This window comes from Streptomyces sp. B21-083 (assembly GCF_036898825.1).
Lineage (GTDB): Bacteria > Actinomycetota > Actinomycetes > Streptomycetales > Streptomycetaceae > Streptomyces.
The window spans coordinates 1,608,165-1,622,430 of sequence record NZ_JARUND010000002.1 but is presented as its reverse complement, the minus strand read 5'-3'; the positions used below and the strand labels follow the sequence as shown (position 1 = coordinate 1,622,430).

14 protein-coding genes and 1 riboswitch are annotated in these 14,266 nt (G+C 70.8%); of the genes, 12 read left to right on the top strand and 2 right to left on the bottom strand.

Annotated elements, in window-relative coordinates:
- The first annotated feature begins 36 nt into the window (after nucleotides 1–36).
- From QA861_RS31345 to QA861_RS31300, 10 genes are all read left to right on the top strand, one after another.
- Nucleotides 37–1,251, top strand: coding sequence for an ROK family transcriptional regulator (locus QA861_RS31345; protein ID WP_334592025.1), 1,215 nt, complete (start codon nucleotides 37–39; stop codon nucleotides 1,249–1,251).
- A 189-nt stretch (nucleotides 1,252–1,440) separates the two neighbouring features.
- Nucleotides 1,441–1,576, top strand: a riboswitch (FMN riboswitch).
- 147 nt (nucleotides 1,577–1,723) lie between these two features.
- The gene (locus QA861_RS31340) at nucleotides 1,724–2,362 is read left to right on the top strand and encodes a riboflavin synthase (protein WP_334592024.1); all 639 of its coding nucleotides are present in this window, start codon (nucleotides 1,724–1,726) and stop codon (nucleotides 2,360–2,362) included.
- The gene (locus QA861_RS31335) at nucleotides 2,359–3,000 is read left to right on the top strand and encodes a nicotinamide mononucleotide transporter family protein (protein ID WP_334594908.1); all 642 of its coding nucleotides are present in this window, start codon (nucleotides 2,359–2,361) and stop codon (nucleotides 2,998–3,000) included. The genes QA861_RS31340 and QA861_RS31335 overlap by 4 nt, the downstream gene beginning before the upstream one ends.
- Complete coding sequence (locus QA861_RS31330) at nucleotides 2,997–4,292, top strand: bifunctional 3,4-dihydroxy-2-butanone-4-phosphate synthase/GTP cyclohydrolase II (RefSeq protein ID WP_334592023.1); 1,296 nt, start codon at nucleotides 2,997–2,999, stop codon at nucleotides 4,290–4,292. Before QA861_RS31335 ends, QA861_RS31330 begins: the two co-directional genes overlap by 4 nt.
- Before the next feature lie 24 nt (nucleotides 4,293–4,316).
- On the top strand, nucleotides 4,317–4,802 hold the full coding sequence (gene ribH, locus QA861_RS31325; protein ID WP_006378308.1) for a 6,7-dimethyl-8-ribityllumazine synthase: 486 nt from the start codon (nucleotides 4,317–4,319) through the stop codon (nucleotides 4,800–4,802).
- Between the two features lie 34 nt (nucleotides 4,803–4,836).
- Nucleotides 4,837–5,109 carry a phosphoribosyl-ATP diphosphatase gene (locus QA861_RS31320; RefSeq protein WP_006378313.1) on the top strand — a complete coding sequence of 91 codons (273 nt, stop codon included), beginning with the start codon at nucleotides 4,837–4,839 and terminating at the stop codon, nucleotides 5,107–5,109.
- A gap of 56 nt (nucleotides 5,110–5,165) precedes the next feature.
- Nucleotides 5,166–6,014 carry an ATP phosphoribosyltransferase gene (gene hisG / locus QA861_RS31315; RefSeq protein ID WP_006378311.1) on the top strand — a complete coding sequence of 283 codons (849 nt, stop codon included), beginning with the start codon at nucleotides 5,166–5,168 and terminating at the stop codon, nucleotides 6,012–6,014.
- A 46-nt stretch (nucleotides 6,015–6,060) separates the two neighbouring features.
- Nucleotides 6,061–6,543 carry a PH domain-containing protein gene (locus QA861_RS31310; protein ID WP_334594907.1) on the top strand — a complete coding sequence of 161 codons (483 nt, stop codon included), beginning with the start codon at nucleotides 6,061–6,063 and terminating at the stop codon, nucleotides 6,541–6,543.
- A 201-nt stretch (nucleotides 6,544–6,744) separates the two neighbouring features.
- The gene (locus tag QA861_RS31305) at nucleotides 6,745–8,133 is read left to right on the top strand and encodes a hemolysin family protein (protein WP_334592022.1); all 1,389 of its coding nucleotides are present in this window, start codon (nucleotides 6,745–6,747) and stop codon (nucleotides 8,131–8,133) included.
- Nucleotides 8,130–9,215, top strand: coding sequence for a hemolysin family protein (locus tag QA861_RS31300; RefSeq protein WP_334592021.1), 1,086 nt, complete (start codon nucleotides 8,130–8,132; stop codon nucleotides 9,213–9,215). Before QA861_RS31305 ends, QA861_RS31300 begins: the two co-directional genes overlap by 4 nt.
- Before the next feature lie 216 nt (nucleotides 9,216–9,431).
- Here the strand turns inward: QA861_RS31300 and QA861_RS31295 are convergent, their stop codons facing one another.
- A complete protein-coding gene (locus QA861_RS31295; protein ID WP_334594906.1) occupies nucleotides 9,432–11,297 on the bottom strand; it encodes an AAA family ATPase in 1,866 nt (621 codons plus the stop codon).
- 431 nt (nucleotides 11,298–11,728) lie between these two features.
- A complete protein-coding gene (locus QA861_RS31290) occupies nucleotides 11,729–12,382 on the bottom strand; it encodes a uridine kinase family protein (protein ID WP_334592020.1) in 654 nt (217 codons plus the stop codon).
- A gap of 194 nt (nucleotides 12,383–12,576) precedes the next feature.
- On the opposite strand from QA861_RS31290, the gene QA861_RS31285 reads away from it, so the two are divergent.
- The gene (locus QA861_RS31285; protein ID WP_334592019.1) at nucleotides 12,577–13,944 is read left to right on the top strand and encodes a C39 family peptidase; all 1,368 of its coding nucleotides are present in this window, start codon (nucleotides 12,577–12,579) and stop codon (nucleotides 13,942–13,944) included.
- A gap of 164 nt (nucleotides 13,945–14,108) precedes the next feature.
- Nucleotides 14,109–14,252: an SCO1431 family membrane protein gene (locus QA861_RS31280; RefSeq protein WP_334592018.1), complete on the top strand. Its 144-nt coding sequence runs from the start codon at nucleotides 14,109–14,111 to the stop codon at nucleotides 14,250–14,252.
- Nucleotides 14,253–14,266 lie beyond the last annotated feature (14 nt).

The window sequence follows — 14,266 nt, the reverse complement described above, 5'->3', positions numbered from 1 at the left end:
GCGGGAACGGCCCCGCCGATCTGGAAGGATCTCGGCATGCCCGCATCACCGAGCACCGCCCGGGCCATCAACGACCGGCTCGCCCTGCGTCTGCTCCAGCAGGAAGGCCCGTTGGCGGCCTGGCAGTTGAAACAGCTCACCGGCCTCTCCCGCCCGACGGTCGCCGACCTCGTCGAACGCCTCACCGTCGCCGGGCTGATCACGGTCGTGGGGGAGTCGGGGGAGCAGCGGCGGGGCCCCAACGCGAAGGTGTACGGGATCGTCGCCGACCTCGCCCACCTGGCCGCCCTCGACGTCCGTACCGAAGGCGTCTCCGTCGTCGTCTCCGACCTGGTGGGCGGGGTGCTCGCCGAGGCGTCCGTGCCCATCGGGGACGACACCGGTACCGGTCCCGCCGTGGAACAGGCGGTCGCTCTCGTCGAGCGGGTCGCCAAGGAGGCCGGGGCCATGGGGTTGCACACGGTCGGGATCGGCGCCCCCGGTCTGATCGATCCGGCGACGGGTGAACTCCGGGACACCGCGGGACTGCCCGGGTGGCACCGCAGGCTGGTGGCGGCCCTCCAGGAACGGCTTCCCGAGACACGGGTGATCGTCGAGAACGAGACCAACCTCGCCGCCCTCGCCGAGCAGCGGGACGGCGCCGCCCGTGGCCGCGACACCTTCGTGCTGCTGTGGCTCGGTCACGGCACCGGCGCTGCCGTGGTCCTCGACGGCACCCTGCGCCGGGGGGCCTCCGGCGGCACCGGCGAGATCGGCTTCCTGCCGGTGTCGGGGACGGGGCGGCTGCCCTCGGCGACGGACTGCGAGGGCGGCTTCCACTCGCTCGCCGGTGGGGCGGCGGTCGTCCGACTGGCCGGCGAGCAGGGCCTGGTGGCCGACGCCGGCGTCCATGAGCCCCACGCGGCGACCCTGGTCCGAGCGGCCGTGGCGAGTCCCGGTACCCCGGTCCACGCCCGCTTCCTGGACGCCCTCGCCGAGCGCGTCGCCATCGGCGCCGCCTCCGTCGTCGCCGTCCTCGACCCGGGGTGTGTGGTGCTGGGGGGTGAGGTCGGCCGGGCGGGCGGCGACGTACTCGCCGCCCGGGTCGAGGAGCGGCTCGCCCGCATGTCCCCCCTCCCGGCCGAGGTGCAGGTGAGTGCGCTGGGCGGCGCGGCGGTTCTGCGTGGGGCGTTGCTGACGGCTCGGGAGGGCGCTCAGGAGGAGTTGTTCGGGGGGTCGGTCAGGTGGCGGGAAAGCCTGGCGGGCGGTTGACGGCCCGGCGGCGGGCAAGGGCCGTCGTCACCGCCGCCGGTCCGGCACCGACGCTAGGAGGTCTGGACCATGATGGTCAATAGGTATGGACCAATCATTGGCCTATTCCCGTCACTCCTTGTGAGCCAGTCCACACAACTCACCCGCATGGAGTACGGCCCGGCGTGGCACACTGACCTGTAACAGAAGCAGCGCACTCCGGGGTCGGTGAAAGTCCGAACCGGCGGTTACAGTCCGCGACCCGTCCGCATTTTTTTCTGCGGCCGGTTGACCAGGTGGAATTCCTGGACCGACGGTTAAAGTCCGGATGGGAGGCAGTGCGCGGCGGGCGGGCATTCGTGCGCGCCGCCGTACCGCTCGGCCATGGGTCGAGCTCCGTCCGGCGTCGCCCCCGATGTCCCTGCCCGTTCACAGCTGTCGTCATCGACAGGCCCCGGAGTCCGTGCCCGAAGAGGCAGGGAGGACCCGGGAAGTGTTCACCGGAATCGTCGAAGAGCTGGGCCATGTCACGGCCGTCGAGAACCTCGGCGACGCCTCCCGCTTCAGGCTCCGTGGCCCCGTGGTCACCGAAGGCGCCCGCCACGGCGACTCCATCGCCGTCAACGGCGTGTGTCTCACGGTCGTCGAACACGAGGGTGACGAGTTCACCGCCGACGTCATGGCGGAGACCCTCGAGCGCTCCAGCCTGGGAGTCCTCGCCGTCGGCTCCCGCGTCAACCTCGAACGCCCCATGGCCCTGGGCGCCCGCCTCGGCGGTCACATCGTGCAGGGCCACGTCGACGGCACGGGCACGGTCCTCGAACGTAAGCCGTCCGAGAACTGGGAGATCGTCAAGATCTCCCTCCCCGCCGACCTCACCCGCTATGTCGTCGAGAAGGGATCCATCACCGTCGACGGCATCAGCCTCACCGTCGTCGACGCCGGGCCCGACTACTTCACCGTCAGCCTCATCCCCACCACCCTCGACCTGACCACGCTCGGCCGCAAGCAGCCCGGCGACCCGGTCAACCTCGAAGTCGACGTCATCGCCAAGTACGTCGAACGGCTGCTCGGCGCACAGGGGACCCAAGGTGCACAGGGGACACAGGAAACATGGGGGGCGGCGAAGTGAACCGGCTGAACACCGAGGCGTTCACACTCCTCGACCAGCACATCCTCTGGTCGGACATGATCGGCAACATCTTCGGCCTGATCGCCCTCGCCCTCGGCTGGCGGCGCTCCATCTGGAGCTGGCCCGTGCAGTTCCTGTCCGGCCTCATCCTCTTCGGCGCCTTCTTCGGCCACCTCACCGGCAGCGCCGGCAAGCAGGTCGTCGTCATGGCCGTCGCCGGCTGGGGCTGGTGGCAGTGGAACCGGCACAAGGGGGAGTCCGGGGACGGTCACATCACCCCGCGGTTCGCCACCTGGCGCGAGCGCGCGGCCATGATCGGCGCCGCCGCCGTCGGCACGGTCGCCGTGGCCCTGCTCTTCAAGGCCTACCCGACCCTGTCCTGGGACCCCTGGCCGGACGCCTACATCTTCGTCGGCACCGTCGTCGCCATGTACGCCCAGGCGCGCGGCATGGTCGAGTTCTGGTTCGCCTGGCTCCTCGTCGACCTCGTCGGCGTCCCCCTCAACTTCGCCAACGGCTACGCCTTCTCCGGCTTCGTCTACGTCATCTACGGCGCGCTCGTCCTGTGGGGCATGCGCGACTGGTGGCTGCGCTCCCGCAAGGACACGCGGCCCGTCCTGGAAGGAGCGCCCGCATGACCACGACCACGGCCCCGATCCTGTACAGCACCGACAACATCGAGGACTGGTCCCTCGACCCGATCGAGCGGGCCATCGCGGACATCGCCGCCGGCCGCCCGGTCGTGGTCGTCGACGACGAGGACCGGGAGAACGAGGGCGACCTCGTCATCGCCGCCGAGAAGGCCACCCCCGAGATCATCGCCTTCATGATGAGCGAGTGCCGCGGGCTCATCTGCGCCCCCATGGAGGGCGACGAACTCGACCGGCTCCGGCTGCCGCAGATGGTCGACGACAACACCGAGTCGATGAAAACCGCGTTCACAGTCTCTGTCGACGCCTCGGCCGTTCACGGTGTGAGCACCGGCATCTCGGCCTCCGACCGCGCCACCACGCTTCAGCTCCTCGCGAGCGGCGACGTCGGCGCCGACGACTTCGTCCGCCCCGGCCACATCTTCCCGCTGCGCGCCCGGCCCGGCGGCGTCCTGGTCCGCAACGGCCACACCGAGGCCGCCGTCGACCTCGCCCGCCTCGCGGGGCTGCGCCCCGCCGGCGCCATCGTGGAGATCGCCGGCGAGGACGGCCGGATGCTGCGCCTGCCCGAGCTGATCCCCTTCGCCCGCAAGCACGGCCTGACGATCATCTCCATCGAGGACCTGGTCGCCTACCGCCAGAGCGCCGAACCCACCGTTCGCCGCGAGGCCGAGACCCGACTCCCCACCGCCTTCGGCACGTTCACGGCGTACGGCTACCGCTCCACCGTCGACGGCGTCGAGCACGTCGCCCTTGTCCACGGCGAGGTCGGCGAAGGAGAGGACGTCCTGGTCCGCGTCCACTCCGAGTGCCTCACCGGGGACGTCTTCCACTCCCTGCGCTGCGACTGCGGCCCCCAGCTGGAGACCTCCCTCGAACGCATCCGGGACGAGGGCCGGGGAGTGGTCGTCTACCTGCGCGGCCACGAGGGACGCGGCATCGGGCTGCTGTCCAAGCTCCGGGCGTACGAACTGCAGGAACAGGGCCGCGACACCCTCGACGCCAACCTGGAGCTCGGCCTGCCCGCCGACGCCCGGGACTACGGCGCCGGCGCGCAGATACTCCAGGACCTCGGCGTCCACAGCGTGCGCCTGATGACGAACAACCCGGACAAGACCGACGCGCTCGTCCGCCACGGCCTCAAGGTCAGCGGCCGCGAGCCGATGCCCGTGCAGGCAGGCGAGCACAACCTCCGCTACCTGCGTACCAAGCGGGACCGGATGGGCCACGACCTGCCCTGGCTGGACACGGCCCCCGTGTCCCCCTGCGGCAACCAGTAGAGATCACTGAGGAGAGACGAAGACGTGAGCGGCAAGGGTGCACCCGAACTGTCCGTACGCAACTGCGGTGACCTGCGTGTCGCCGTCATCGCGGCGCAGTGGCACGAGAAGGTGATGGACGGTCTGGTGGACGGCGCCCTGCGCGCCCTGCGCGACCTGGGCATCGACGAGCCGACCCTGCTGAGGGTCCCCGGCAGCTGGGAACTCCCGGTCGTCGCCAAGGTGCTGGCCGGGCGGGGCTACGACGCGATCGTCGCGCTCGGCGTCGTCATCCGGGGCGGCACTCCCCACTTCGAGTACGTGTGCCAGGGCGTCACCCAGGGCCTCACCCAGGTCTCGGTCGACACGGGCGTCCCCATCGGTATGGGCGTGCTGACCTGCGACACCGAGGAACAGGCACTCGACCGCGCGGGTATCGAGGGCTCCAACGAGGACAAGGGACACGAGGCGGTGACGGCGGCCGTGGCGACGGCGGCCACCCTCCGCTCAGTATCTGAACCATGGCGCTAGGCCGGGCGGCGCACCGCGTAAAGTGAACGTCACCATGTCCAATAAGACGTTCGAGGAGCTGTTCACCGAGCTCCAGCACAAGGCCGCCACGGGCGACCCCGCCACCTCCCGCACCGCGGAACTGGTCGGCAAGGGCGTCCATGCCATCGGCAAGAAGGTCGTAGAAGAGGCCGCCGAGGTATGGATGGCCGCCGAGTACGAGGGGAAGGAAGCAGCCGCCGAGGAGATCTCGCAGCTGCTCTACCACGTCCAGGTGATGATGGTCGCCCGCGGCATCTCGCTGGACGACGTGTACGCCCACCTGTAAACCTCGCCCGACCGGCACACACACTGTTCACATCACACGCAAAGGAAGCCGACCTCATGCTGCGCATCGCCGTCCCCAACAAGGGTTCCCTGTCAGGCCCCGCGTCGGCGATGCTGCATGAGGCCGGCTACCAGCAGCGCCGCGAGTCCAAGGAGCTCCGGATCGTCGACCCGGAGAACGAGGTCGAGTTCTTCTACCTCCGCCCCCGCGACATCGCGATCTACGTCTCCTCCGGCCGCCTCGACATCGGCATCACCGGCCGCGACCTGCTCATCGACTCCGGGGCCAACGCCGAGGAGATCCTCCCGCTCGGCTTCGCCCGCTCCACCTTCCGCTTCGCCGGCAAGCCCGGCGCCGCGACCGGCATCGAGGACCTGGCCGGCCTGACCGTGGCCACCTCGTACGAGGGGATCGTCGCCAAACACCTCGCCGACCACGGCGTCGACGCCTCCGTCGTCCACCTCGACGGCGCCGTCGAGACCGCGATCGAACTCGGCGTCGCCGGGGTCATCGCGGATGTCGTCGAGACCGGCACCTCCCTGCGCAACGCGGGCCTGGAGGTGTTCGGCGAGCCCATCATGAAGTCCGAGGCGATCGTCGTCCGCCGGGTCGGCGCCGAGGCCGACGAGCCCAAGGTCCAGCAGTTCCTGCGCCGCCTCCAGGGCGTCCTGGTGGCCCGGACGTACGTGATGATGGACTACGACTGCCGCGTCGAGCAGCTGGAGAAGGCCGTCGCCCTGACGCCAGGTCTGGAGTCGCCGACCGTCTCGCCGCTGCACAACGAGGGCTGGGTCGCCGTCCGCGCGATGGTCCCCTCCAAGGAGGCCCAGCGGATCATGGACGATCTGTACGACCTCGGCGCGCGCGCCATCCTGACCACGGCCATCCACGCCTGCCGTCTCTGAGACACGGAAGACGACCGACACCGTGAGCGACAGGGACCGTACGCCGATGCAGGATCCGCCCACCGCACCCGTTCCGCCCGACCGGCCCGCGCTGCCCGTCACTTTCCGGCCGGGCCGCACCCGGGCCGTGCTGGTCACCGCGAGCCTCGCGATCTTCGTCGTCATCACGACGATCGCGCTGCTCCTGGAGAATCTCAGCCCGGGGGAACGCCTCAGCTTCGTCTTCACCGCCGCGCTGCTGTCCTGCGTACTCCTGCTCCTGTCCCGGCCCAAGGTGGTCGCCGACGAGGCCGGAGTCACCGTGGTCAACATCGCGAGCAAGAGGCGGCTGGACTGGGCGGAGATCCTCCGGGTGAACCTCCGTCCGGGCGACCCCTGGGTGTTCCTCGACCTCAGTGACGGTACGAGTCTGCCCGCGCTCGGCATCCAGCCCGGCATCGCCAAACAGCGCGCCATCCAGGACGCGCGCACCCTGCGGGCGCTCGCCGAGGAGCGGTCCGCGGGCGACCCCGAGCAAGATCAGGGCTGACTCAGGGACATCCACCCTGCCGCACAGGCCCTTGTCTTGATTAATCTGTTGGCGGAGGCGTTTTCGCGCGCCTCCGCCACTGATGTTCCCCCCGGTCTTCAGAGGCCCCCTGCTACCCGAGGAGTGACTCCCTCCAGCGATGGACGGATCGTCCTGTAGTACCTGCGCCGCCCCCTCCCGACATATCGAGGCGGCGGCATCATGACCACCCCCTTGCTGCTCCTCGGAGCAGCATTCCTGCTGATCCTGGCCAACGGCTTCTTCGTCGCGGCCGAGTTCGGCCTTGTCACGGTCGAGCGGCCGGACGCCGAGAAGGCCGCCGCCGAGGGCGACCGACGGGCCCGTACGGTCGTCGAGTCGCTCAAGGAGCTGTCCTTCCAGCTCTCCGGCACCCAACTCGGCATCACCATCACCTCCCTCGTCGTCGGCATGCTCGCCGAGCCTGCGCTCGCGGATCTGCTGCACGGCCCGTTCACCGCGATCGGCATCCCCGAAGGTGCCGCGTCCGGTGTCGCCGTGGTCGTCGGCATGCTGCTGGCGGCCGCCGTGCAGATGGTGATCGGCGAACTCGTGCCCAAGAACTGGGCGGTCTCCAGGCCGCTGCAGGTAGCCCGCTTCGTGGCCGGCCCCCAGCACGCCTTCTCCCGCCTCTTCCGCCCGGTGATCGCCGGGCTCAACGCGGTGGCCAACCGCCTGGTCCGCGCCCTGGGCGTCGAACCCACCGCGGAACTGGCCTCGGCCCGCACCCCCGGCGAGCTGGTCTCCCTGGCCCGCCACTCGGCCCAGGCCGGCACGCTGGAACAGGACACCGCGGACCTCTTCGTACGGACGCTGTCCTTGGGCGAGCTGACCGCGCAGCACGTGATGACCCCGCGCGTGCGGGTCAGCTCACTTCAGGTGTCGGCCACCGCCGAGGACGTCGTCAACCTGACCCGGGCCACCGGTCTGTCCCGCTTCCCGGTCTACCGGGAGCGGATCGACGAGATCGTCGGCATGGCACACCTCAAGGACGCCCTCGCGGTGCCCGTGGGGGACCGGCTGCGCACACCGGTCGGCCGGATCGCCAAGTCACCGCTGCTGGTCCCCGAGACGCTCCCTGTGCAGCCGCTGCTCGAACTGCTGCGCAGCCAGCAGCCCATCGCCGTCGTCGTCGACGAGTACGGCGGTACGGCGGGCGTCGTCACCCTGGAGGACATCGTCGAGGAACTCGTCGGTGAGGTCCACGACGAGCACGACGACGTGCAGAACGAACCGACCGAACTCGCCGCCGCCCCGCCCGAGGACGGCCGCCCCGCCTGGGACGCCGACGGCAGCTGCCGTGTCGACATCCTCCAGCGCATAGGCCTCGACGTGCCGGAGGGCCCGTACGAGACGGTCGCCGGCCTCGTCGCCGACCTGCTGGGCCGGATCCCGGTCCCCGGCGACAGGGCGGAACTGCCGGGCTGGCGCCTGTCGGTCCGCCAGGTCGGCCACTACCGGGCCGAGCGGGTACGACTGATCAGCACCCCGGACAGCACGGACGGCGCGGACAGTACGGCCAACGAGACCGGCAAGAAGACGGCTGATCTCGCGGTGGAGGCGGCCCGATGAGCGTTCTCCAACTCCTCTTCGCCCTCCTCCTCGTGCTCGCCAACGGCTTCTTCGTGGGCGCCGAGTTCGCCCTGGTCTCCGTCCGCCGAAGCCAGATCGAACCGCTGGGCACGGCGCGGTCCCGCCAGGTGCTGTACGGCCTGGAACGGCTGCCGCAGATGATGGCCGCAGCCCAGTTCGGCATCACCGTCTGCTCCCTGACCCTGGGCGCCGTCGCCGAACCGACCGTGGCCCACCTGCTGGAACCGGTCTTCGAGGCGGTCCACCTGCCCGAGGGCATGATCCACCCGCTGGGTTACGTCATCGCGCTCGCGCTCGTGGTCTTCCTCCACCTCGTCGTCGGGGAGATGCTCCCGAAGAACCTGGCGATGGCGGCACCCGAGAAGACCGCGCTGTGGCTGAGCCCGGGCCTGGTCGCCTTCGCCCGTGTGTGCGGGCCGGTCACGGTGGGCCTGGGCGCCTGTGCGCGACTCGTCCTGAAGCTCTTCCGCGTCGAGCCCAAGGACGAGGTCGAGGCGGTCTTCACCAGCGAGCAGCTCAACCGGCTGGTGGAGGACGCCGGCCAGGCCGGGCTGCTCGACCCCGGTGAGCAGGAACGCCTGGAGGACGCGCTGGAACTGGGCTCCCGCCCGGTCACCGACGTCCTCCTCGACCGTGAGTCCCTGGTGACGGTGGACCCGTCGGTCACCGCGGGCCAGGTCGTCGCCCTCACCGCCCGCACCGGCTACTCCCGCTTCCCGGTGGTGGCGGACAACGGCGCCTTCATGGGCTACCTGCACGTGAAGGACGTACTGGACCTGGAGGACTCGGAACGGGCGGTGCCGCAGCACATCTGGCGTGCCATGACGACGCTGCGCTCCGAACTCCCGCTGGACGACGCGCTGACGGTGATGCGCCGGGCGGCGACCCATCTGGCCCAGGTCGCGGACGGTTCGGGCCGGGTGATCGGCCTGGTCGCCATGGAGGACGTTCTGGAACTCCTGGTCGGCGAGGTACGGGACCCGGCCCACCGCCAGATCTCGCCGGCGCCGAAGGTGACGGAGCCCCGGTCGGCGGCGCAGAAGGAGGCGCTGGCGAGTTAGGCGCTCCGCTGGAGATGCGGTTCGTTCGGCCGCGGGCCCGGTGGGTGCTGGTCGCGCCCTGCGGGGCGGCGTTCGCAGGCGACGAGCCGGGCGGCCGGCTCCCGCCCAGCTGGGGGCATCCGTGCCGCCGAGAGAGCGGCACCCGCAAGCCGCCGGCTGCGCGACCCGCCCCCCAGCACCAGTGCCGGGCGCCCTTCTCAAGGCGCCCGGTACTCGTCAGAGGGCCGACGGATCCTGCGGTCCCCGTCCCGACAGGACCTCCCCGTACGCCTGCATGAGGTCCGGCAGTCGCAGAGTCGACAAGTCGTCCCGGGTGAGTGTCCCCGGATACACCGACAGCCGCAGATCCCGGTACGCACAGCTCTTCTCGTACAAGGTCCGCAGGAACCGCCCGTTGCCCAGCTCGTCGATCCATCCCTGGTCGACCACATGTCCGGCGATCGAGCGCAGCTCGTCCAGCGCCTCCTCGTCCCACACATCGCCGTTCTCGGAGGCCAGCACCTCGCCGATGGAGGTGAGTTCGAGCGGACGGTATGAGGGGAAGTCGACGCGGGTCGTGAAGCGGGACGACAGCCCGGGGTTGGCGGCCAGCAGCCGGTCCATGCCCTCCGGATAGCCGGCCAGGATCACCACCAGGTGGTCCCGGTTGTCCTCGGCCCGTTTCAGCAGCACCTGCAGGGCCTCGTCGCCGTACGCGTCGCCCTTGCCGTACCCGGAGTTGGAGAGCGAGTACGCCTCGTCGACGAAGAGGACGCCCCCGATCGCGGAGTCGATCAGCTCGTTGGCCTTCACCGCGGTCTGGCCGAGATACTCGCCGACCAGGTCGGCCCGCTGCGCCTCCACCAGATGGTCGCCGCCGAGCAGCCCCAGCGCGTAGAACACCCGGCCGAGGATGCGCGCCACTGTCGTCTTGCCGGTGCCGGAGGGTCCCGAGAAGACGAAGTGCCGCTTCGGCGGCTGTACCGGCAGTCCCTGCCCCGCCCGCAGCCGTGCCATGTTCAACTGGGCGGAGAGCGCCTTCACCTGCCGCTTCACCGGTTCCAGGCCCACCATGCACTCCAGCTGGGCCAGCGCCTCATCGAGGAGGGCGGGGTCCGTCGGGCCGGTCGGCAGCGGCTGCACCGGGACGGCGGCCTTCTCGCGCACCGGGTCGGTCGCGGACGGCAACGGGCCGCCTGGCGGTGGGAGTTCGGGCTCCGAGAGCTTCAGGTCGCGCCCCTCGCCGCCGAACAGGGGATCGATGCCGTCCGGGCTCTCCAGCAGTTCCTGACCGATCCCGGTGAGCGTGATCCCCGCGAGGTCGACCGCCTCGTCGTACCCGTCGCCCTCGGAGATCGCCGCGAGCCGCGCCGAGGTGTCCATGAAGGCGGCGTCCACGCGGTGCACGGCCCGGTACAGAGGGAGGGCCGCCGCCGAGCGGCCCGTGCCCTCGTGGGCCCGCGCCAGCCAGTACCGCAGCTCCTTGCGCTGCGGCTGCTCGCTGCGGCAGCGCATCAGGGCCGCCGAGAGCAGCGGTTCCGCCTGCCCGTACATCTCCAGGCGCACCCGGGCCATGCCGCCGAACAGGCCCGCCTCGATGCCCAGCATCGCGTCGTTGATCAACGGGTCGGTGTGCCGGACCAGTTGCTCCCAGTCCTTGACGAGATAGGCGCGACACGCGTGCAGGAAACGGACCTGCGGGTCGGTGTCCACCGGCGGCAGACCCGCCAACGCCCGGTCCAGCTCCGGCACATGGCGGCCGTCCAGCCAGTGCGAGGCGTGCGCGAGGAGCAGATCGCGCGGGCTTTCGAGCACGGGCTGCACCCACCAGCCCAGCCAGTACCAGGAGTTGAGGGTCCGGCGATGGCGGGCGCGCTGCTCCCCGAAGCGCTCCCGGTGCCGGAACATCCGTAGCAGCGCGGTCGTCGTGTCGACGCGCAGCGCGTGCAGTCCGAGCCAGCCGTCGGCCATCCCGGGATCGATCCGCACCGCGGTGCGGAACTCCTCCTCCGCCTGCGGGTAGGCGCCCATCGTGTAGGCGTCCACACCTCGCAGCCAGGCGAGGTCGGCCGGGGCCTCGGGGCCCTGCGTGCCGAAGTCCATCACGTCCCCCACGAACCGTGCCCCCGATTGCCTCTCCGACAGGCCGGTGCCCGTCGGCAGCTTGGTCGAACCGCTGTGCCGCGGACGGGAGTTGCAACGGTGCGCAGAGCAGCCGTCCGAGTCGCACCGAGGGCATCGTACCTGCGCGGCACGTGCCCGCAGCAGGGTGCCGCACAGGCCGTTTGACGAGGTGGGAGCAGATGGGGCGCACACGGCGCGGTCACCGAGGGTGAACATGACGACCCCGGGGGCGGCCGAAAAACGGGCCGCGGGCAGAACGAAGCCCCCGATCACGGGGGAACAACCGGGGGCTTCGCGACTGCGGGCGGCTCCCAAAGGGCCGCGCATTGAGAACGTAAGTCCTGTACGGCCCACCGGTCAAGCCGAGTTGAGGCTCTCGGACAAGTTGCGCGGCAAGGGTCTTCACAAGTTCAGCACATTGCGGATGGCCCGTCACGGTGAGTGAGATCCTGGTCTGATCCAACGGCCCCGGCAGGTCCCGGGAGCATCTCGTACCCCTCGCCGCACTGCCGTACCAACAGGTCGGCGAACGGACGTGAGGGGTCCGCGGCGAAGTGCCGCCGTTCCGCGCCGACCCACTCGGCCCAGAACTCGCTCTGTTCCGCCCCGTCCCGCGCCCGCCCGCGTGCCCAGGCGTCCTCGCCCGCCAGCTCCATCCACAGCAGTCGCGCCAGGAACGGCCGTACCGCCCGCCGGCCGGCCCCGACCCCCTCCACCAGCACCACGGGCGCGGCTCGCAGCGTCAGTGGTGGCCCGAAGCGCCGGGACGTCCAGTCGTAGGGGGTGTAGGACGCGCTCTCGCCCCGTCGCAGTGGCTCGATCACCTGGCCGACCAGGCGACTCGTCCACTCGAACAGCTCGTCGTGGGTGGCGATGTCGTCGAGGTGCAGCACGGGTGCCCCACCGAGAGCGGCGGCCAGCCGTCCGGTGAACGTGGTCTTCCCGGAGCCCGCGTGGCCGTCGACGGCGATCAGCCGGACCGGGCCGCAGGAGGGCGGCAGTCGGCGCAGGGTGCGGGCGAGGTCGTGGATGGCGGTCCCCTGGGGGCGATGAGATTCGGACATATTGCCGGGGATCATTCTAGGGACCGGCCGGGGTCCGCCGCCGACCACGCCCCAGGCCGCGTCAATGGGCGAGACCAATATTCCTCAGCGCGGCACGGCCCGAAGTGCTGGCAGGAGCAGGTAATCGGCGGTCATAGTGGGCGCACATCCGTGCACTGTCCCGCCCGCCTAGGACACCTGGGGGTCACCCGCCCATGAGCAGAGCCGAAGAGCCGTCCCGCAGAACCGTCCTCGCCGCGGCGGTCGCCGCCGCCGTCGCGGGCAGCGCCGGTCCGGCTGCGGCCGACACCCCTGACGCGACCGGCCGCAGGATCGAGGCCGACTCCGCCCGCACCGTCGACAACCGCGCCTGGACCTCGTACGCGGACTGGTGCGCCGGCGGTGCGACCAAGGGGGCCCGGGCCGTGGACGGCGCGCGGCCCGGGGTCGCGATCGGCGCTCCGGTCGGCACGGTCGACTACACCGATCCGCACACCGGTACGACGGCGGCCTGGGAGTACGCGACCTGGACGTCCCTCGTGCACCGGCTCACCGTGCCCGCCACGGAGGTCATCGCGTCCTGGAACGCGCGTACCCCGGCCGGGACCTGGATCCAGGTCGAGCTGGCCGGGACGTACTCCGACGGCACCGCCACCCCCTGGTACGTGATGGGCCGCTGGGCCTCCGGCGACCAGGACATCAGGCGGACCTCCGTCGACGACCAGACCGACGGCAGGAGCACGGTCTGGACCGACACGTTCGCCATCGACGACCCCGTTTCGGGCCTGCGGCTGGTCTCGTACCGGCTGCGGCTCACTCTGTACCGCAAACCCGGCAGCACCGTCACACCCACGGTCTGGCGGCTGGGCGCGATGGGCTCCGACGTCCCGGACCGCTTCACGGTCCCCGCCTCTGCGCCCGGCCCGGCCAGGGAACTGATCGTCCCGCGCTACTCGCAGGAGATCCACAGCGGCCAGTACCCCGAGTACGACAACGGCGGCGAGGCCTGGTGCAGCCCCACCTCCTCGCAGATGATCATCGAGTACTGGGGCCGTAAGCCCACGGCGGCACAACTGGCCTGGGTCGACCCGGCCTACGCCGACCCGCAGGTGTGCCACGCGGCCCGCTTCACCTACGACTTCCAGTACGCGGGCTGCGGCAACTGGCCCTTCAACGCGGCCTACGCGGCGACCTACAAGGACCTCCAGGGCGTGGTCACCCGGCTCGGCTCGCTCACCGACCTGCAGACGTTGATCGCGGCCGGCGTCCCGGCCATAACGTCCCAGTCGTTCCTCAAGACCGAGCTGACGGGGGCGGGTTACGGCACCCCCGGCCATCTGATGACCGTGATCGGCTTCACCGCCGACGGCGATGTGATCGCGGGCGATCCGTTCTCGGCGACCGACCAGGCCGTGCGCCGGGTCTACGCCCGGCGCGAGTTCGAGAACATCTGGCTGCGGACGAAGCGGTACAACGCCAGTGGCAAGGTCGTGTCCGGCACCGGCGGCGTCTGCTACCTGTACTTCCCGGCGCGGCCGAACGCCGCCCAGCTCGCCGCGCTCGCGGCGGTGGGCGTGCGCTGAGCCGAGGACAGGGTGTGACGGCGTGCGGAGGCCCCCGGAAGACCTGGGGCTGTCCGTTTTCCGACTGGATGTGACCAACGTCTCCGGCGTGAAAGCACCGATGAATGGCAAGGTGGACACCACGATGGGGGGAGTCCATCGCACACCGACCTCAGCGAGATGCCATGACCGCGACCACTGCCGCAGCCCCCGCCCGCGCCCGTACCGGCGGTCCCCGAGAAGACGGCCCGAAGATCTTCGAGCACGTCATGGGCTGGACGTTTGTGGTCGTGCTCGCCATGCTCGTCGCCCAGCTCGGCCTGATCTGACCGGTGCGATCCGC

Excerpts from the sequence above, each read along its gene's own strand:
- QA861_RS31300 (WP_334592021.1), top strand. The coding sequence starts at position 8,130 with ATGAGCGTTCTCCAACTCCTCTTCGCCCTCCTCCTCGTGCTCGCCAAC.
- QA861_RS31345 (WP_334592025.1), top strand. The coding sequence starts at position 37 with ATGCCCGCATCACCGAGCACCGCCCGGGCCATCAACGACCGGCTCGCC.
- QA861_RS31290 (WP_334592020.1), bottom strand. The coding sequence starts at position 12,382 with ATGTCCGAATCTCATCGCCCCCAGGGGACCGCCATCCACGACCTCGCC.
- QA861_RS31285 (WP_334592019.1), top strand. The coding sequence starts at position 12,577 with ATGAGCAGAGCCGAAGAGCCGTCCCGCAGAACCGTCCTCGCCGCGGCG.
- QA861_RS31310 (WP_334594907.1), top strand. The coding sequence starts at position 6,061 with ATGCAGGATCCGCCCACCGCACCCGTTCCGCCCGACCGGCCCGCGCTG.
- QA861_RS31280 (WP_334592018.1), top strand. The coding sequence starts at position 14,109 with ATGACCGCGACCACTGCCGCAGCCCCCGCCCGCGCCCGTACCGGCGGT.
- QA861_RS31320 (WP_006378313.1), top strand. The coding sequence starts at position 4,837 with ATGTCCAATAAGACGTTCGAGGAGCTGTTCACCGAGCTCCAGCACAAG.
- hisG (WP_006378311.1), top strand. The coding sequence starts at position 5,166 with ATGCTGCGCATCGCCGTCCCCAACAAGGGTTCCCTGTCAGGCCCCGCG.
- QA861_RS31295 (WP_334594906.1), bottom strand. The coding sequence starts at position 11,297 with ATGGACTTCGGCACGCAGGGCCCCGAGGCCCCGGCCGACCTCGCCTGG.
- QA861_RS31305 (WP_334592022.1), top strand. The coding sequence starts at position 6,745 with ATGACCACCCCCTTGCTGCTCCTCGGAGCAGCATTCCTGCTGATCCTG.
- QA861_RS31330 (WP_334592023.1), top strand. The coding sequence starts at position 2,997 with ATGACCACGACCACGGCCCCGATCCTGTACAGCACCGACAACATCGAG.